17 protein-coding genes are annotated in these 18418 nt (G+C 35.5%); 11 read left to right on the top strand and 6 right to left on the bottom strand.

What is annotated here, in order from left to right:
- Window positions 1-309: 309 nt before the first annotated feature.
- Window positions 310-1836: a 23S rRNA (uracil(1939)-C(5))-methyltransferase RlmD gene (gene rlmD, locus ACFSGI_RS18185; protein ID WP_204825583.1), complete on the top strand. Its 1527-nt coding sequence runs from the start codon at window positions 310-312 to the stop codon at window positions 1834-1836.
- Here the strand turns inward: rlmD and ACFSGI_RS18180 are convergent.
- From ACFSGI_RS18180 to ACFSGI_RS18170, 3 genes are all read right to left on the bottom strand, one after another.
- Entirely contained in the window at window positions 1816-2523 is a 708-nt protein-coding gene (locus tag ACFSGI_RS18180) for a recombinase zinc ribbon domain-containing protein (RefSeq protein ID WP_379283878.1), read from the bottom strand. The two genes, rlmD and ACFSGI_RS18180, sit on opposite strands and share 21 nt — an antisense overlap.
- A gap of 169 nt (window positions 2524-2692) precedes the next feature.
- Window positions 2693-2866, bottom strand: a complete 174-nt coding sequence (locus ACFSGI_RS18175; RefSeq protein WP_379283876.1) for a recombinase family protein — start codon at window positions 2864-2866, stop codon at window positions 2693-2695.
- Between the two features lie 8 nt (window positions 2867-2874).
- Entirely contained in the window at window positions 2875-3036 is a 162-nt protein-coding gene (locus tag ACFSGI_RS18170; protein WP_204825581.1) for a helix-turn-helix domain-containing protein, read from the bottom strand.
- Between the two features lie 170 nt (window positions 3037-3206).
- Between ACFSGI_RS18170 and ACFSGI_RS18165 the strand changes: the two genes are divergently transcribed.
- The 5 genes from ACFSGI_RS18165 (at window position 3207) to ACFSGI_RS18145 (ending at window position 10248) form a co-directional block, all read left to right on the top strand.
- A complete protein-coding gene (locus ACFSGI_RS18165; RefSeq protein WP_204825580.1) occupies window positions 3207-6965 on the top strand; it encodes an nSTAND3 domain-containing NTPase in 3759 nt (1252 codons plus the stop codon).
- Between the two features lie 138 nt (window positions 6966-7103).
- Window positions 7104-7529 (top strand): aminoglycoside phosphotransferase/kinase family protein, encoded by a 426-nt coding sequence (locus ACFSGI_RS18160; protein WP_379283874.1) that lies wholly within the window; start codon window positions 7104-7106, stop codon window positions 7527-7529.
- Window positions 7483-8079, top strand: a complete 597-nt coding sequence (locus ACFSGI_RS18155; RefSeq protein ID WP_379283872.1) for a phosphotransferase enzyme family protein — start codon at window positions 7483-7485, stop codon at window positions 8077-8079. The genes ACFSGI_RS18160 and ACFSGI_RS18155 overlap by 47 nt, the downstream gene beginning before the upstream one ends.
- Window positions 8080-8428: 349 nt before the next feature.
- Window positions 8429-9016 (top strand): DUF3238 domain-containing protein, encoded by a 588-nt coding sequence (locus ACFSGI_RS18150; RefSeq protein ID WP_204825579.1) that lies wholly within the window; start codon window positions 8429-8431, stop codon window positions 9014-9016.
- Between the two features lie 251 nt (window positions 9017-9267).
- A complete protein-coding gene (locus ACFSGI_RS18145; RefSeq protein ID WP_204825578.1) occupies window positions 9268-10248 on the top strand; it encodes a tRNA dihydrouridine synthase in 981 nt (326 codons plus the stop codon).
- A gap of 159 nt (window positions 10249-10407) precedes the next feature.
- On the opposite strand, the gene ACFSGI_RS18140 is transcribed toward ACFSGI_RS18145, so the two are convergent.
- Window positions 10408-10809 (bottom strand): hypothetical protein, encoded by a 402-nt coding sequence (locus tag ACFSGI_RS18140; RefSeq protein WP_204825577.1) that lies wholly within the window; start codon window positions 10807-10809, stop codon window positions 10408-10410.
- A gap of 188 nt (window positions 10810-10997) precedes the next feature.
- Here ACFSGI_RS18140 and ACFSGI_RS18135 point away from each other — a divergent pair, with 188 nt between their 5' ends.
- The 3 genes from ACFSGI_RS18135 (at window position 10998) to ACFSGI_RS18125 (ending at window position 14255) form a co-directional block, all read left to right on the top strand.
- Window positions 10998-11558 carry an SF0329 family protein gene (locus ACFSGI_RS18135; RefSeq protein WP_204825576.1) on the top strand — a complete coding sequence of 187 codons (561 nt, stop codon included), beginning with the start codon at window positions 10998-11000 and terminating at the stop codon, window positions 11556-11558.
- 153 nt (window positions 11559-11711) lie between these two features.
- Window positions 11712-12413 carry a CPCC family cysteine-rich protein gene (locus ACFSGI_RS18130; RefSeq protein ID WP_204825575.1) on the top strand — a complete coding sequence of 234 codons (702 nt, stop codon included), beginning with the start codon at window positions 11712-11714 and terminating at the stop codon, window positions 12411-12413.
- 606 nt (window positions 12414-13019) lie between these two features.
- On the top strand, window positions 13020-14255 hold the full coding sequence (locus tag ACFSGI_RS18125; RefSeq protein ID WP_204825574.1) for an HNH endonuclease: 1236 nt from the start codon (window positions 13020-13022) through the stop codon (window positions 14253-14255).
- Between the two features lie 88 nt (window positions 14256-14343).
- Here the strand turns inward: ACFSGI_RS18125 and ACFSGI_RS18120 are convergent, their stop codons facing one another.
- Window positions 14344-14859, bottom strand: a complete 516-nt coding sequence (locus tag ACFSGI_RS18120) for a pyridoxamine 5'-phosphate oxidase family protein (protein WP_204825573.1) — start codon at window positions 14857-14859, stop codon at window positions 14344-14346.
- Window positions 14860-15034: 175 nt separating this feature from the next.
- Between ACFSGI_RS18120 and ACFSGI_RS18115 the strand changes: the two genes are divergently transcribed.
- Complete coding sequence (locus ACFSGI_RS18115) at window positions 15035-15274, top strand: hypothetical protein (RefSeq protein ID WP_379283868.1); 240 nt, start codon at window positions 15035-15037, stop codon at window positions 15272-15274.
- A 24-nt stretch (window positions 15275-15298) separates the two neighbouring features.
- On the opposite strand, the gene ACFSGI_RS18110 is transcribed toward ACFSGI_RS18115, so the two are convergent.
- Entirely contained in the window at window positions 15299-16459 is a 1161-nt protein-coding gene (locus ACFSGI_RS18110) for a leucine-rich repeat domain-containing protein (protein WP_204825572.1), read from the bottom strand.
- A 338-nt stretch (window positions 16460-16797) separates the two neighbouring features.
- Here ACFSGI_RS18110 and ACFSGI_RS18105 point away from each other — a divergent pair, with 338 nt between their 5' ends.
- The gene (locus tag ACFSGI_RS18105; protein ID WP_204825571.1) at window positions 16798-18378 is read left to right on the top strand and encodes a glycosyltransferase family 39 protein; all 1581 of its coding nucleotides are present in this window, start codon (window positions 16798-16800) and stop codon (window positions 18376-18378) included.
- Window positions 18379-18418 lie beyond the last annotated feature (40 nt).

The raw sequence follows: 18418 nt of genomic DNA, 5'->3' as shown, positions 1-18418 counted from the left end.
ATTCTATTTATATGTATCGTAAAATGACGTTATTATCTCCTAGAGCCCTCGTATTACGTTATAATAAAATAGATGTGCCGATATCCACAATTTTAGATAAGAGATCGCTTAGATCATTATGTTAAATATTCAATGAAAAGATAGGGATAGTTATTGTAAGTATAGGTATTTTTCTATACAATCTTTAGAGGAATTGTTCTTCGGAATGTCCATTCGTAGTGGACAATGTATTTATAAAGTAAGATGTTGGATAGAGCCGAGCAATCTATGAAATGCAGTCATGTGTATACAGAAATGGAGCCAAATGAGATGAGTAAAGACCGCAGAGGCGGCAGAAAATATAGTAACAATCGGCAACAGCCGAGTCAAGCGACAGCCCTTGCGCTGGCGAACTTACCTGTTGCCAAAAATGACGAGTTGGAATTAGAGATTATCGGTATGAATCACGACGGAGAAGGCGTAGGTCGAGCAGAAGGATATACGCTGTTCGTTCAAGGCGCTTTGCCCGGTGAGAAGATTCAAGCCAAAGTACTCAAAACGAAAAAACAATACGGTTATGCGAAAATGACCGCTATCCTAGAATCCAGCCCAGATCGCGTAGAAGCCCCTTGCCCGATCTACAATCAATGTGGCGGTTGTCAGGTACAACATATGAGCTATGACGCTCAATTGGAATGGAAACGTCAGCATGTGATAGATAATTTACAACGGATCGGTAAGCTGAATGTACAGGTAGATGAACAGGTTCAGCATGATTCCAATCACAACGCAGATACACAGAACGATTCCGAAAATAAAGGAATCAAAGTCTTACCTACTCTAGGCATGGCTGAACCGTGGCGTTATCGGAACAAAGCACAGGTGCCAATCAGTGAAATCAATGGTCAATTGGTTGCTGGTTTCTACGCGCGTGGCAGTCACCGTATTATCGATATGGATACCTGTCTTATTCAAGATACCCGTAACGATGAACTGATCGCCAAAGTGAAACAGATCGGCAAAGAGCTAGGTGTATCTGCATATAATGAAGAATCAGGTACAGGTCTATTACGTCATGTGGTTGTCAAAGTCGGCTTCCGTACCGGTGAGATGATGGTCGTCCTCGTCACCAACGGAGAACGTCTACCACGCCCAAGCGAATGGATCGACCGTATCCGTCTCGAAATGCCACAGGTGGTCAGTATTTGCCAGAATGTAAATACCAAGACGACCAACGTTATTTTCGGCGATACCACCAAAGTATTATGGGGACGCGAAGTGATCCACGATTATATCGGTGATGTGAAGTTTGCGATATCAGCACGTTCTTTTTATCAGGTGAATCCGGTGCAGACGGATGTGTTATATAGCAAGACGGTTGAATATGCTGGACTGACAGGGAAAGAAACCGTTATTGATGCGTACTGCGGAATTGGAACGATTTCACTCTTTTTGGCGCAACATGCGAAGCAAGTGTATGGGGTGGAGATTGTAAAAGAAGCGATCGAAGATGCTCGGTCTAATGCGGTATTGAACGGAATGACCAATGTAGAATTTGAAGTGGGTGCATCTGAGGATGTGATTCCGCGTTGGAAAGAGAATGGAATTACACCGGACGTGATCGTTGTCGATCCACCGAGAAAAGGATGCGATCCGAGGTTGTTGGAAACGATTCTAGCGATGCAACCGGAGCGTGTGGTGTATGTGTCGTGTAATCCAGCGACGTTGGCGAGAGACTTGCGTGTGCTGGAAGATGGAGGGTATGTGACGGTGGAAGTTCAGCCAGTGGACATGTTCCCGCATACGGTGCATGTGGAATGTACAGTGTTACTTAAATTAATAGGGGCTTCCGATTAAGCCCTGTAATAATTCGCCGATTCCTGTAGGGTGGGCGACGTTGTAATGAATTGTTTTTACAGTACCTTCTTTATTAACTTTAATCTTTTGAATGAGTCTTTGAAGTAGCTGCTTCAAAACTTGTTCATCCTCGATGTCTAGTTTAGCGAAGCGGGATGTTTGCTGCTTAAAGGCATGGACTTGGTGCTCCATGTCTTTTTTCGCATCTAACTTAGATTCAATTTCTGATTTGCTTTGCAAAAGTTTTGTTTGTTCAGCTTGAATGTATTCGTTTTGTAACCTAAATTGCTTGATGTCGATTACTTTTTCAGAATACAGCTGTAAGAGGCTTTGAAATTCTTTGTTTAGTTGACTAAGCAGGTTGTTGATTTTCGCCAACTCTTTAGTGTAGCTACTTGGTTGTTTATTAGCTTTCTCGTTAGTCGCCCCGTATATCTTTTCTAGCTTAACGTTATCTGCTATAAGCCCTTTGAGGTCGTCTTTTACGGCGCTTGTAGTTCTTGACCTTATGATTATGTGAGACGAAAAGTAAGAGCGTTTACGTTTAACGTACCCTCCACAAACATAAGCCCCATTCTTCAGTCTGTCATTACGGAATACCATCCCCTTTCCACAAGCAGAGCAAACGGCAATATGAGCAAATATACTTTCCTGCCCGTTGCTTTTGTTCCTACCTTTTTGCTTCATCTTCTCTTGTACAGCGAGCTACTCTTCCATTGAAATGATTTCAGAATGAGCATTTTCATAAACAATTTGCTGATCAGGGGCTACCCGTTTTCATTTTTTGGAAATAAAATCCTTTTTTATCGAAGATGAACAAGTGTCCCTGTATACACCATGTTGCTTAAAATTAGTTTCACGATGCTTTGATGCCATAATTGTCCAGCATTGCTTCCCCTGATACTGTTCTTGGGGTGGGAATGCCCTTTTCGATAAGATAGTTGCTAATTTTGTGCATGCCCCAATTTTTATAAAAATAAAGATCAAATATTTCTTTCACAATAGGGGCATAATCTTCATTCAACTCCAATTACTTATTTAGGCAAACTCTTTTAGATCATCGATGTGAATTCTCGACCTACCTCCGCATCTTTTTGCGGGTAAGTAACCTCTTTCAATGAAACTTGTAACAGTTGAAATATTTACATCCAATTTCTCTGCTGCTTCTTGAACAGTCAAAAGTTCTGAGAATGTGCTCATGTGTTTTTACTCCTAGTAAATATTTAGCGTAGCAATAAGATTCTTATGTCTCACCCTCCCTATCAAAATTAGTAAATAAAGTGTTGCGAAATAACAAAAAAATTAAAGGATGCCTTCCAGAATCTGTCGAAATTAGTATAGTGTCCAACATAAATGTCGGGAGGTTTAAAATGTCTAAAATAAACCAAATTCAAAATAGAATTCGTGAATTAAGTGGGGATGTATTTCAGAAGGTTTCTGACGCTTATCTGCATGTGAAGGGTTATAGCGATATTAATCCGTTAGGGTCAGTCATTGGTGCTGATAAAGTTAGAAAAGGTACACCTGATTCCTTATGCACACTTACTAATGGAAAATATGCTTTCTTTGAGTACACAACACAGCAATCAAATTTATACAAGAAAATTATTGAAGATTTAGAGAAGTGTTTTGATGAAGGTAAAACAGGTATAGCTGTCGATCTAATCGATGAGGTTGTTTACTGTCATACCTCTTCACTTTCGACAGAAGAAGAAAAAGGTATAAGAAAGCTATGCCAAGACAAAGGTGTTAATATTAATATTTTTGGAATAGGTCCCCTTTCTTTCGACTTGTATCAAAAGTATCCAGGTATTGCAAGGGATCTGTTAGGCATTGAAGTTGACACTGGTCAAGTCATTACAATAGAAGATTTTGTTTTATCTTATAATAAAAGTGCAGTGGCGACTCCGTTAGACACTCAATTCCACTTCAGAGAAGAAGAAGTAAATGCCATAGTAACTGCACTGGAAACTACAGATTTAATAGTGATCTCTGGACGATCGGGAGTAGGGAAATCAAGAATAGCCTTAGAGTGTTGTCATAAATTTAAACAAATTCATTTAGATTACGAGATAAGGTGCATTTTTAACAGAGGAGTTAGTATTTTTGAAGATTTAGCTGTGCACTTTTCTGACTCTAAGCCCTTTTTAATCTTTGTTGATGATGCTAATAGGTTAAACCAACTTGATTATGTACTCCAATGGATACACAAGCAGGAATTCGGTCGAAAAATAAAAATCATTGTTACAGTGAGGGATTACGCAATAGAGAAGATTCAAAATATTGCCCGCCAGTACGGTGGTGGTTATGAATTAGAAATTAATCCGTTGACTAATGAGCAGATTAGTAATCTAATCGAAGAAGAATTCGAAATAAAAAACGGTCATTACTTAGAAAGAATATCTGAAATAGCAAAGGGAAATCCACGGCTTGCTATTATGGCTGCGAAAGTAGCAAAAAAGGAGAATAACCTTCAGAGTATTAGAGATGTAACTATGATTTATGAAGAATATTATGAGTCAATAAAAAGGGATATTGATGCGTTAGATGATGTAAATATAAAGAAAACCGCTGGAATAGTTTCTTTTTTTCGCACTATAGACTTCTCAAATAACGATCAAATGACCTCTATCGAGGAAGCATTTTTTATTTCTAAGTACGAATTTTGGGAAGCCTTAAAGAAATTACATGATATTGAAGTGTTTGATATGTATGAAAACGAAGCAGTAAGAGTTTCGGATCAAGTTTTGGCTACATATCTATTCTATTTGACGGTTTTTAAGGAGAGCATTATCGATTTTTCATGCTTACTAAATAAATTCTTTCCGAAAAGAAAACAGTTAATAATTGATGCTATTAACCCTGTGTTAAATTCCTTAAATAGCAAAGATATTATGGAGAAAATGAGTTCTCACGTTAAGAATGCATTAGCTATTGCAAAAGAAAAAGGCGATGGGGAAACAACTATTGAACTTTATAGTATGTTTTGGTTTATAGATCAAACATCAACACTTTTATATGTTAGAGACAGTGTGAAAGGGCTAGAGCCAGAGGGATTCGACTATAAGGACTTCCATATAAAAAAGGACAATAACATACCTAAACCATCTCTTCTTAGTATATTGAGTGCTTTTATATCATCGGAAAAAGAGATGTTCAAAATAGCAAATGAACTTCTTTTATCATTGTTTGATAAACGCCCAAGTCTAGCCTCATATGTGTATACGATATTAACGGAGACATTCGGTTTTGATTTAGATTCCCATTTGTTCGAATATGAATACCAACACATTGTAATAGATGTATTGTGGAATGAAATCCAAATTAATAAAAATGATGTTTTGATGAAATTATTAGTTAAAATTGCAGATAACTATCTTAAAACAAAATTCGAAAGTACCGATTACCATGGGAAATCAGTACGGTTTAGAAAATTTGAGTTATACAATTCAGAATCTATCAATCAATTAAGAACAAAAATATGGAATTATATATTTGAGTTGTACAATAAAAAGGAACTACGTAGCGAAGTACTTGAAATGATATATAACTATAGTTCGTCACGTTTAGATGTTTGCACTACAGAAATAATACAAAGTGATTACATCGTCCTATTTCCATTTGTCGTGAATTTCTTTGATAAAGAAAGCTATTTGGAATGCAGCATTTTACAAGAATATTTCGATTTGTTAGAGGATCATAAAATTGAGTTCGACATAAAGATGCAGGAGAAATTTAAAAATGAAACGTATATTTTATCTGAGTTGTTATTTGGGGAACTAGAAGAGTTAGATGGGGAGGGGTTTGACTACAGTAAAATAACAGAGATGAGAAATGAAAAAATTAGAGACTTTTTTAGAGAATATACTCAGGTTGATTATCTAAACTTCTTTAAGCAATGTATCGATATTAAAACGAGTGGCTTTCTTAAAAATCGAGACGAGTATAGGTTTTACGAAAGTTTATTTGAGGTCTTCGGTGCACTATTAGATCGAGATGCTACACTGGGTATAACGGTCTTTAATGAATACTTGAATCTAAACGATCCGTTATCCATTAATCCGATATCCCTTTTGGCTGTATTCACTTCAAGAGTGGAAGATTATAAATCACTGTCCAGTATTATTAGCAATTCGCATGTTACCTCGATAAATAATTGGCTATATGGATACTTGTTCCATTTGCCAAAAGATAATATAACAGAAGAAGATGCTAGTTTATTACTCACTCTTTACAAAGAAGCTAGCGCTGAGCATATGCCATATCAAACAGATTATCTTTTAAAATATATGGACAAGAATGAAAAAATGATTACCACAGTTATTACAATACTTTTGGAAAGGACTAATGTTAACAAACAATTTGCTGGGGCATTTGAGATGATGTTTAATCCTCATACAGAAATCAATAAAAATCTTACAATGCTTTTTAAGGCCGATATTGACCTTTTGAAACGGGCTTATTTAGTGGTGCTTGAGTGTAGTCATCATCATGTTGATTACGATGGTTCAAACCTGAATAAAATTCTTAAACTAGAACCTAAATTTATGCTTGAATTAATAGAAAGATACGAGGATTTGAGAAATCGCCGATACAATGATGATAATGATTATTCTTGTGTTTGGCTGCATGAAGAATATGATGAAATCATGGAAGAAGTATTACTCTCTATATTTGAATATCAAAAAACTAGATATTCATATAGAGAACCTCTATTAGAAACTATTTTCTTACACAACAGAGAGGAAAATTCCTTAGTTATAGAGAGGCAAGATAACTTTTTGAAGCAGATCATTTCCAAGTTGAATTCAAACATAGAACTTATGAAAATGATTTTCCATATTGTTTCACACTTTTCTACGGAAAGAAGATTGTCCTTACTTCAAGAATTTTTATTATATAATCAGGATTATAGTTATTTCAGAAAACTACCGCTTGAGGAAAGTTCAAGAAGTTGGTCGGGAAGTGAGGTTCCTATTCTACAACAAAGGATAGCTTATTTTGAATCGGTATTAGGACTTTTAAATTCTGTTGACTTACTTGAACATAAACATGGAATAGAAGGTCAAATAAGTTATTTGCGGGATAGAATCGAGCAAGAAAAGAAGAGGGATTTTCTAGACGACTGAGTTCAACGGATTTAGCGATAGAAGGAGTGATGATTTTTGAAAAGAGTTAATCATCCAAATTATATATTATATAGGTAAGAGGGCTAGCCTCTTAGTAAAGTGTAGTCCTTTCTGATCTAACGGGAGGAAAACAACGAAATGATGAAGTTAAGCAATATGGTTAAAGGTCTGTCTGAAGATTATATCGCCAAAAGTTTTATGCAACATTGGGAACACGACGAAGGTAGCTTGATGTTCTGGCGTGCTAGTTCTAACTTTGTATATGCGTTCGAGCATAAGCAGACACGATACTTTTTGCGATTCAGCTATCAGCAAGAGAGTTCAATTGAACAGATTACAGGTGAGCTTGCCTTTATGGAATATTTGATATCGAATGACTATCCTTGTGTGGCTCCTGTTCTTTCTGTTAATGGAAAGTATATAGAAACGGTACAGCATCCAGAAGGAGCATATTTTGCGGTTGTATTTCATGCAGCTACAGGCGTTGGATTAGACGAGAGTATTACCAAAGTTCAATGTGAAGATTGGGGGGAAATCACTTGCTTCCCTGCATCAGTTATCTGAATTATACGATCCAAGTTCTAACAGACAATGGGACTGGCAGGATATACTACAGAAAATAAATACAATATTACAATCTTATCCGAATGAGAAAGAAGCTATACAGGAATTGCATACACTTACGGCATATCTTCAAAATTTGCCTATCTCAAGTAGTAATTATGGTTTGATTCATTATGATTTTCAGCTAGACAACTTGTTTTATGAAGAGAAATACCGTTCGTTTCATGTTATCGATTTTGATGATGCAGTATACAGTTGGTATGCGCATGATATTGTTACAGCTCTGGATGATTTTTTGGACGATGCTACACATGTGGATCATTTGCCAGTGAAGTTCTTCTTACAAGGTTATCGTTCGATTCGTTCGTTAAGTGATGAGGATATAAAATCATTTCCGTATTTCCAAAGATTTATGAAGTTGTATCAATTTTCGAAATTGTTATGGACACTGGAAGGTTCAGATATAGTAGATGCACCACAGTGGCTTGATGATCTTAAATTGAAGCTGATTCGCGCAAGAGATCGCTTGAGACACAGTTTCTGTAAATAAACTTGTTATATAGAAAACAAATCCACCTGAGATACTATAGGGTGGATTTGTTTGTTTTGAGAATATAAAACTGTGAGGATAGTCTTCGATGTAAGCTTGAAAATAATTTCCAATATACAATTTATAAAGTTATTGAAACTTTAAATGAAAAGAAGATTTATATGATCTAAAGTTAATTTTAAATATGGGTTGTAAAAACAAGTTAATTTTCTACTTTATATATGAAGAAGCATTTGATTACTTCTATCGTAAAGAAAGGAAATAAGTGTGGAACTTTTGTCTTTTAATAGTTAAAAATATGCAAAGAACACAAGATTTATATTTCATAAAATATTAGGAGGAAATTAGTATGGCATTTAGCGCAGCAATCAAAATACGTTCTTTTATTGCGGAAGATTGGGTTGATTTTCCGAATAGTGTAGAGCAATACAAAGTAGAATTTAAAGGTGACAATCGAAGCTTTACAACCGCTGATAATGTTACTGCTCGTACAAGGCAGTATTTAACGTTTAAGTATTCAACAGGTTCTGGTGGATTTGAATTTTCTGGTGATACTCGTACAGGCACGACATTTGAGAGACTTACAAATTTGTTTACTAAAAAAGTATCAATTACAAGCGACAAGGCAGATGATAATACCATTCGACATGAGGTTGTTTCAAAAGATGCCACAAAAATAAAGATTAAATGCATTTGTCACTCAGCAAATCCCAAAATGACTGGAGCACCTGCTATTGACTATGTATTTTATATTACTCTTCATAATACAGGTAAATTAGAACTTGAAGGCATCCACGATGGTTTTCCTTGCTATGAAGTCTATGCTCGTTATAATAATAATGATTGGCAAACGGTCTATACCTTTAAAGAACAAACTATCTTAAGTTTATTTGGAGAACCTGAAATCAGTGTAAAAAAAACAAAACAATTATTCTAGTCTTATCCATAAAAGGGAATCTGCTTTTAAAGCAGGTTTCCTTTTATATTAATCCGCAGAGATGTACATATACACTATACTCTTTAAATAGTTGACATTTATTAAAGTTTGATCAAAGATATTTAGGCAGACTATAGAATAGCAAAGTTCAACCTTGTTTATTTTTAAGTATACACATGCCATCTTGGGATGATATTCAATATACAAGTAAAATAATGTTGATTCTCATATAGAACGAAAGGATTTTTAACATGACAGACAATTTTTGGCGTGATTTACCGAAGCCGTTTTTTATACTGGCTCCGATGGAGGATGTGACGGATGTGGTGTTTCGTCATGTGGTGAGTGAGGCGGCTAGACCGGATGTGTTTTTTACCGAGTTTGCGAATACGGAGAGTTATTGTCATCCTGAAGGGCATCATAGTGTGCGTGGGCGGTTGATGTTTACCGAGGACGAACAGCCGATCGTGGCTCATATCTGGGGAGATAAGCCCGAGTTTTTTCGGCAGATGAGTATTGGTATGGCAGAGCAAGGCTTTAAAGGGATCGACATCAACATGGGTTGTCCTGTACCGAATGTAGCCGAGAATGGCAAAGGGAGCGGGCTGATCTGTCGTCCTGAACTCGCAGGAGAGATTATTCAAGCAGCCAAAGCAGGCGGTCTGCCTGTGAGTGTCAAAACACGTCTTGGCTTTGCAGAAGTGGATGAATGGCAGGATTGGTTGACTCATATTTTCAAACAAGATATTGTGAATCTGTCGATTCATTTGCGTACTAGAGATGAAATGAGCAAAGTGCCTGCACACTGGGAACTGATTCCAGAGATCAAAAAGCTACGTGATGAAATCGCCCCGAATACACTACTTACGATTAACGGCGATATTGCTGATCGGGAAGCTGGTATGAAGTTAGTGGAGCAGTACGGTGTAGACGGTGTGATGATCGGACGCGGGATTTTCAGTAACCCGTTTGCTTTTGAACAAGAGTCTAGAGAACATAGCAGTACAGAATTGCTGGATTTGTTAAGAATACACATGGATTTGCATGACAAATATTCTGAAATCGAACCTCGTTCGTTCAAGCCACTTCCTCGCTTTTTCAAGATTTACGTTCGTGGGTTCCGTGGAGCCAGTGAGCTAAGAAATGAACTGATGAGCGCCAAGAATACCAATGAAGTACGAGCGTTGCTTGATGAGTTTGCGGCGAAGCAATTAGAGACGGTGCAAGAATAGTAGAAGTATATTATTTAGGCACAAACAGAGTAATTACAAGATTAATGTAAAATTGTCCTCTCATTCAAGGGAGGACGTTTTTATTTTATAAGGTTATTAGAAAGTGATACTGATTAATAAAATTATGTTATTCGCAATATTATTGGAATATCTAAGCAATTAGTAAGTGTATGCAAAATTCCAGAGTTTAGCTGGATGAATAGCATTTAATTTATATGGATTTGCAGATACATAGCCAATAGTAGTCTTATTGAACATGATTTGTGGAGGAGTTAAAGTATTTATATTCCAAGCGCTATATAGTGAATAGTCGCTACCGTAGAGTCCATATTGATTCCAAATACTTTTGGTACTTAGAGAACTACCATAACCTCCAGACGAATTGAAAACCGAAGAACGATTATTAATATTAGTAGATAAATTACCTAGATATACTTTACCATCATATGAAGTTAAATAAAGATTAGCTGATCTGTTACCATAAGCATTAATAATTTGTGGTGAGGATAAAGGCGTAATCAAAATTATAAATAATAAAACAAGAGTAATTTTTTTTGACATTGTAGTTCTCCTTATTAACGTTTGGAAATACTTAGTATAATAATATTGTATATATCGTTAAATAGAAATATAAAATGAAGTTAAATGATATAATATAATGAATGTTGTTATAAGCAACATACTAACTTAAAAATACAGCCTGACAACCATTCTATTGGTCGTCAGGCTTTCACAACATAGGAGGAAGTATGTCCTGGAGTAAATTGAAGCAGAATTTAGAAGGTTTTCTCGCTCCGTCACTACAAGGAAAAGTAGAATACCGCGCAACCAGTTACAGCTATCTGACCGGCAAATCGGGTAACTGTTATATCACAGTAGATAAGAAGAACATTTTCAATATGAATGACAAAACCAGTCCAATCACTTGGTATCAGAGCGAAATGGAAATTAAAAACGATCCCAATCTGCGCATTCCGATCAGCATGGATGAGATCGAAGCGCTTCGCAAAGAGACCAATGGAGCGGTTCCTGAAGATCGCTTGAAAGTCATGGCACGTAATCGCAAAATGAACGGACTTGCCAAAGAACTGTTATCTGCGCAGACGGCACTTAGCAAATCGAATTTTACCGCAACGGCAACCAAGTTTTTAGCAACCCCTATTGATGAAAGTCTAGAGGGTCAGGATATCTTGCTGAACATCCTGGCTTTGATGGATCGAAGAGTAGGGAAAAAGCGGGTTTTGAGCATGTCAGAAAGTGTTAAATTAAAGCATCCTATTGTGCAGTACTTCCATGGATTGCGTATGTAGTCACAATAATCTTTTAGTATTCTTTTAATGATAAATAAGACTATGAAGCTAGTATTGTAAGTTTCCTTAGAGAAATACTATGAGTATCTTCTTTAAGGAATCTATTATTTTATAAAGTTAATACGATGTACATACTCAAAAAGAAGGTGCAACATGCATAAATTCAACTGTCCTTGTTGTGGTTATCCTACACTAGATGAACAAGGAAGATACGATATTTGTTGGTTATGTGATTGGGAAGATGATGGTCAAACCGATTTGGATGCAGATCGGGTAAGGGGCGGCCCTAATGCAGATTATTCACTAACAGAAGCAAGACATCATTTTAAAAACCATTATACAATGTATAGAGAAACCAACTCTGGCTCAATTCAAAATCAGAAAAAGCTTTGTATTAAAAAAAATGCAATTGATGAATTTGAAAAATTGAAAACTGCAAATAATAAAGACACTTCGCACATATGGGCTAACATCAATATTCTTGAACAAAAACTAGCCTGTATTTCTTACAAACATGACACGTACGATAGTCATATTATAGAAAATGATAAAGAAGTGCTTGCGTTAATTTATTCGGATGATCCTGATGCTATTGTTACGGGATTAGTTTCTTTAGCGTTATATGCAGAAGATCCAGCATTTATCCAAGATACTATGTTGAAATACAGCCAGCACCCTCATGATAATGTAAAAGGAATTGCTATATTATGCTTTGGACATCTGGCGAGAAGGTTTGGAATAATCGATAAAGAATTAGTACTGCCTATTGTATATGCTGGATTGCAAGATGAGAGTGAAATTGTAAGAGGTCATGCTGATTCCACTTTGGACGATATTAACATGTTCGGCCTTTGACTCAAATTAGATAGAACACAGTAAAAAGAAGATTTTATGCCCAATTTGGATTACACCAGAAAGAAAATTCGCGGATGGAAACGTGAAATAACAAAATTAAATGATAGAAAAACGTCATTTTCATCTGGATGTAGGTCAGTTTCACTTTTATGATCATAATTTTGATCTAAGTCATGAGCAAGAATTATTTCTGTTACATTAACTATGTTATATTCTTCGATATCTCAAAGTTTACGTAGAAACTTGCGATATAAGCAGATAATTATTTATTTTTAAATTACAAGAAGATATTTATTAGGGTTTGGGACAGATAATCAAAGTACAAGGCATTAAAAATAAAGTGTATAGATATTAAAGTATACAATTTAATAATAGTGAGAATGGATTGTATAACTTTGAAGGAGATTTGGATCAAAGGTATAGAAAAAAGCAAGTTTTGATTACAGAAAAAAGTGTTGAATTAAAGCATCATATTTTGCAATATTTCTATAAATTATAGCTTTAGATGTGAATAAATAATATGTATATTAGTTATATGAAGAAGCTTATGACTTTCAAAGATTAGGTATATATTCTCATGTCTAATTTAAATAAAAGGAGGAGAAAATGAATATTGATGAGTTTTTTAAAGAAGTTAATATTGTTTCTTTAAGCGATATTGATAAAGGTTACAGTATTAGAAAAACAAAAATAAAAAAAAATAAAAAGATTATAAGGGAAAGTAAAGTTCAAAATGATTATAATCCATTTGACTCTCAAAAAATGAAGGAATTGACCACCTCTATATCTAAATTAGCATCAGTAAACAATATTAAGTATTTAAGCAAATGGAAAGATATTGATCTTACCCGATTAGTCGATAAAAAAGATTACGATAATTGGGAATTAGAAGATATACTAAGTGCTTTAAAATCAGAAATTAATCAACAAAATTCTTCTAGATTAGATAAAAAACAAATAGCAGAATATAGGAAATCAGAAGAAGATAATAAAGAAATTTATATTGATTCACTTGAGATTATTAAAAAATACAAAAATGGTGATCCTTACGTAAAAAGAAATGAAGTAACTAAGTCATATACAATCGAAAATTCACAATGGCATCCACTCATATCCCAAAACATAAAAATAAAAATAAAAAATTGGGCAAATGAGAACATTGATATTTTTTATAATAGAGCAAAAAAATTATTAATTGTAGAACCAAGAAATAATGATTTAATAATTTTAATATCAAAACTATCTGAGCTGATTTACGAAAGAGATACTATTAATACACAAGCTCAAGAAATAGAACAAATTATATTATTAGAGGCAGATGAGAATTCTTTAGCTGATATAATTCTTTTTCGAGTAGAATCTATTATTAAACCTCATATTGAAGTTATAGAGAAAAATATTATTAGCGGAGGAAGATTAATATTCGCAGATATGTGGAATATTCAATTTAAAGAATCACTGAAAAATGAAGTTAGAGAGCGTGATGGACATAAATGTTTAGTTTGCGAATCTGAAGTTGATCTTCATATTCATCACAAAATACCCCGTAATTTAGGAGGAGTTCATCACTTAGATAACTTAGTAACTTTGTGTGCTTCTTGTCACGGAGTTATTGAACAAGTAGATGTACAGAAGTCATTTAATAAAGGTTTATCTAATTATAAAAAAAACTTAATTAAAGGTTCTTTGGATATTGAAATACCTCTTAGTAAAATTAATATCAATTTAAAAATTGAAGAAAAACTCGATAATTTATTAAATAAATTAGATAAAAGAAATCAAGATTTAATTACAGAAGTTGTTGAATTGATGGCTTATTTCGAAAAACTTAAGGAATTTTAATGATTGAAAGTATTAATTAATAATAGAAATATTAAATAAAAAAGGAGCCCCTTCGCATACATTGTGCAAAGTGACTCTTTTTTATTCTTTAACTCTTCGGCGCATGACTCAAGTCTACTGTCTCATTCAATCCAGGTTCGGATTTTGGATCAGAAGTTTTACCGACTGCTTTTTTAAGCAAATGAGTGACCATTTTGATCGCACTACCGCTTTCCCAGTACTCGGCTGTTTCGGTATGGATTTTGATCAATAACAGGTTGGGATCGTCTGGAGAGGTGTCCAGAATTTTTTCGATAATTTTATTCAGCATTTCTTTTTTACGAGCAGGATCATCGACGAATTCAGCGGTTCCGCTAATCGACACATAAGATTTACCTGCATACGATACATTGACCCGAGGGTCTTGTAGAATATCTTCGTATTTGGATGTATCTTTTTTTGTGAGGAACCAGAGGTCGCCATCGAATTCGATTTCTTGCGTTTTCATCGGACGGGATACCAGACGTCCTCCCGAAATCGTTGTTAGCATAGCAGTATCAATATCTTTAATCAGTTCTTTGACCGTTTCAATCGCTTCTGGATCTGTAGTTAAATGTGCAGACATATCATTTTCCACCTTTCCTAATCGTTGAAATGTGTATAAACACCGTTGCTAACCATTACACATAAGTCGCTGTAGATAAACGGTAGAGTTACAATTAAAATAGAAGAGCACAACCTCAACACATGATTCACCTACTCTAAGCTATATAGATTGATTAGCACTCAATCGTGATCTGATGATATTTATAGAAATGGATGGATATTTTCAGCAAGTTATCATTTACGGCAAGTACTGCAATCTCTATGAATTAAAACAAATGTATGCTCAAGTTCTACAAGAAACAACAACGATGCAAGAGCAGATTGCAGTTTTTTGTACATTACATCATTTCAGCGTTATTCCGTTTGTGGAAAATAGAAAAGTCCATTATGTGATTGATATGGATATTGAACATATTTACATCCCTATATATTAAGTAGAACAATAGCAGATTCTTTGATTATTTCAACACTCCCCCTCGCGCCAAAATAACATGTTCCAATGCGTGATATTCATCTGACTCTACATCCACATTACTATGAGCTAACCGCACTTTTTTTAAATTCGGAAGTTCCAGTAACAACTGAAGATCAGCAAAAGATGTTTTGTATACATCCAACACTTCTAAGCCGGTCAATGTCGCTAAAAAGTCCCACGATTTGGGCTTGAGCATGGTTACATCTAGATTTTGTAGAGTACTCATATCTGTTAAAGGAGTTAAATCTTTCACTTTGGTACCCCATATCCATAATTGTTGTAATTGCGGGAATTGGGTACGTATATTTGCGATAGATTGCAACTTCGATTTTTCTAAATATAATATTTTAAGCGCAGGACAACTCTTAATTGAATCTAGTTGCTCAACCAATGATCCTCGTAGTCGTAGTTCTTCTATCGCTGGATGTTGATCTAAAGCAGTCAGATCACTTACAGGGGCAAAGTTAATATCCAATACTTTAAGTCGTTGAAGCTTAGATACATAAGAAAGGTCTGTTAAGATTTTGGGAGCATTGATTTTGATTTCTTCCGCATTTGGAAAAATAGCAAAAGAATGAAGGGTATCCATCTGGCAACGATTCCCGTGTAATGATACCTTTTTTACACCAATTGCAGGAGGAATAGATGGTAACGTAGCTAGACCGTCTACAGTGATACTGATTTCTTCCAGAGTAGCAGGAAGAGAAGCCGAACTATTATAATTGTGCTTACATAAGCTAACCGATTGCAGAGCAGTCAGCGCAGATAGCAAATCTTCTGGCAACGCCTGTTGTACATTATATAATCCTAATGATTGCAAGTTGGAGAGCCGGGCGATGACTTCGATATTATGTTTGATTTTGGTTTTGCTGACAAAAGCCAGTCGTTCCAAATGACTCGCTTGATCTAAGCCGACCAGATCAGGGATCGTTAGCGTGCTATCGGTTGTGCCAAATTCTAGACTTTTAAGATGAGGAAACTCTTGCAAAGGGGCAAACGTCGTTATCCCTTTGATATCTAATAACTTCAGTGTTGCCAATTCATAGACAGAACCTGGATGTTGGAACCATGTATAGTGGCTGTGATTGGCGATATATAGATTAGCTTGTTTTACAATATGGTACTTAGATTGCTCGTAATCCATCCTAAAACCTCCTTAAAATAATGCAATACATACAGTAGTTATGAAGAATGACTGAAAAATTATCTGCAACTGCCTTTCATTTTCATCAATAATTCAGGTTGAGCCTTTATAATAAGATTTCAGAAGGAACTAAAGAGAGAATAAGTACGCTACAGATAGTATCTATCAACCGAAAAATAGTAGATCGACATTGCGGATATCACTATTTTTCAGTGGGAATCAGACTTGCTTGCGATGGGTGAACACGAATGGAACGGGAACAGTTTACATTCAATTTTTGAAATATCGCTGGCATTTTTAGTATGCCTACTACTATGTTACCGCAAAGGAGTTTTTCGATGTTAAAAGGTATCCAAAAAACGTTGTATGTGATTCTAATTTTCTTTGTCAGTTTGTTTATCGCATCTTCGTTTTTTATTCGAGCAGAGTACAATTATGTGGTATATGGAGACACACCGATGCTACAGCAACAGCATATAGGAACATTCTTATTGCTTATTATCGGACTACTGGTATTCAGTGTGATATTGTATCGTTTGTGCTTGAAGCTGAATGTCTATCGTCCTCAGATTGTGATTCCAATTATTCTGCTGTGTTCGTTAGCGATTCAGGTGGTCATTATTTTTCTGTTTACCCGTTTGCCGACAGATGATTCACAGACTGTAGTTTCACTGGCGATGAATATGTTGTATAAAGACGATTATTCTACATTTAATCAGACCGGATATCTGCATATGTTCCCGTTTAACTATTCGACAGTGTTGTATATTGAAGCGTTATTGGCGGTATTCCCTGATAATTATATAACGATTAAGTTAGCTAATATTGTTTTTGCTCTGATCACAACACTGATGATCTATCTAATCTACAAACAGCTTAATGCCAAGTCCAAAGACCATGATTACGGTGTACTGGTATTTGCCGCAACGTATATTCCATCTTTATTTATGAGTAACTTTATCTATAATGATGTTATTGCGACGACCTTGCTTACATCTGCGCTGTATTTTGGGATTCGTTTTATGAAAGAAAAATCGGTTAAATATCTAATTTTTGCAGCTATTTTAGTGACACTTGGTAACTATTTTAGAAGTATAGGTATTATCTTTTTGCTGGCGATCGTGATTTCGCTTCTTTTCTATATCAAGCAGATCGGTTGGAAAAAAGTTGTACTGTCTTTATGTCTGTTTGCTGTTTTGTTCAATATTCCAAGTTGGACACAAAATGCACTGTTACAGACAACAGGTAAAGTAAAGACTTCAACCACGACCAATGCAGCACCGATCTATATGTGGCTGAATATGGGAATTAACCTCAAAACATTTGGATTCTGGGATAACCGTGAAAGTTATAACATTTACCAGCGAGACGCGGACTACAACAAAGCAGTAAGTACCGAGTTATATAAAGACTCGATTGCTCAGAAATTATCATCAGCAAGCTTGGGCGATCTGGTAACGATGTATTATAAAAAAATCATCTGGACATGGACAGAAGGCACGTACCAGATCGAAAGATACGGTATAGGTAATGATGGTTCTTCTGGTGGTCAGCGTACCGGCTTTATTATGGGTGGGTATAGTTATCCGACCTTTGCTACTGATCTATTTGCAGGCAATTCACCTTATCGTAGTGGAATACTCTGGATCTTATATACGATGAATTTCTTAATGTACTGCTTTATTCTAATTCGTCTGATTGGCAGTCTACGTGCGAAGCGATTTGATGAAGTGTCGTTAGTACTGGTGATTTTAGGATTTGTCGGGTTCTACATTTTGTGGGAAATCAAGTCTAGATACATCTATCCTGTCTATCCGTTGCTGATTATTTTATCGTATATGGGCTTTAAAGATACGTATGAATGGTTGATCCGGAAGGACTTTTTACGATTACGATCTTCTGTTAGAAAGGAGTCTTAATATGCGTAAAAACAGATACTCAGTATCTCTCCTGATGCTA

Origin of the sequence: Paenibacillus nicotianae (assembly GCF_042681745.1) — a bacterium.
Taxonomy (GTDB): domain Bacteria; phylum Bacillota; class Bacilli; order Paenibacillales; family Paenibacillaceae; genus Saccharibacillus; species Saccharibacillus nicotianae.
Note: the sequence above shows the minus strand (reverse complement) of the source record. Positions and strands in the feature narration are given on the sequence as shown.

Coding starts and splice junctions, on each gene's coding strand:
- ACFSGI_RS18110 (WP_204825572.1), bottom strand. CDS start 16,459: ATGGATTACGAGCAATCTAAGTACCATATTGTAAAACAAGCTAATCTA.
- ACFSGI_RS18165 (WP_204825580.1), top strand. CDS start 3,207: ATGTCTAAAATAAACCAAATTCAAAATAGAATTCGTGAATTAAGTGGG.
- ACFSGI_RS18130 (WP_204825575.1), top strand. CDS start 11,712: ATGCATAAATTCAACTGTCCTTGTTGTGGTTATCCTACACTAGATGAA.
- ACFSGI_RS18105 (WP_204825571.1), top strand. CDS start 16,798: ATGTTAAAAGGTATCCAAAAAACGTTGTATGTGATTCTAATTTTCTTT.
- ACFSGI_RS18160 (WP_379283874.1), top strand. CDS start 7,104: ATGATGAAGTTAAGCAATATGGTTAAAGGTCTGTCTGAAGATTATATC.
- ACFSGI_RS18170 (WP_204825581.1), bottom strand. CDS start 3,036: ATGAGCACATTCTCAGAACTTTTGACTGTTCAAGAAGCAGCAGAGAAA.
- ACFSGI_RS18120 (WP_204825573.1), bottom strand. CDS start 14,859: ATGTCTGCACATTTAACTACAGATCCAGAAGCGATTGAAACGGTCAAA.
- ACFSGI_RS18125 (WP_204825574.1), top strand. CDS start 13,020: ATGAATATTGATGAGTTTTTTAAAGAAGTTAATATTGTTTCTTTAAGC.
- ACFSGI_RS18140 (WP_204825577.1), bottom strand. CDS start 10,809: ATGTCAAAAAAAATTACTCTTGTTTTATTATTTATAATTTTGATTACG.
- ACFSGI_RS18180 (WP_379283878.1), bottom strand. CDS start 2,523: ATGAAGCAAAAAGGTAGGAACAAAAGCAACGGGCAGGAAAGTATATTT.
- rlmD (WP_204825583.1), top strand. CDS start 310: ATGAGTAAAGACCGCAGAGGCGGCAGAAAATATAGTAACAATCGGCAA.
- ACFSGI_RS18115 (WP_379283868.1), top strand. CDS start 15,035: ATGATATTTATAGAAATGGATGGATATTTTCAGCAAGTTATCATTTAC.
- ACFSGI_RS18150 (WP_204825579.1), top strand. CDS start 8,429: ATGGCATTTAGCGCAGCAATCAAAATACGTTCTTTTATTGCGGAAGAT.
- ACFSGI_RS18135 (WP_204825576.1), top strand. CDS start 10,998: ATGTCCTGGAGTAAATTGAAGCAGAATTTAGAAGGTTTTCTCGCTCCG.
- ACFSGI_RS18145 (WP_204825578.1), top strand. CDS start 9,268: ATGACAGACAATTTTTGGCGTGATTTACCGAAGCCGTTTTTTATACTG.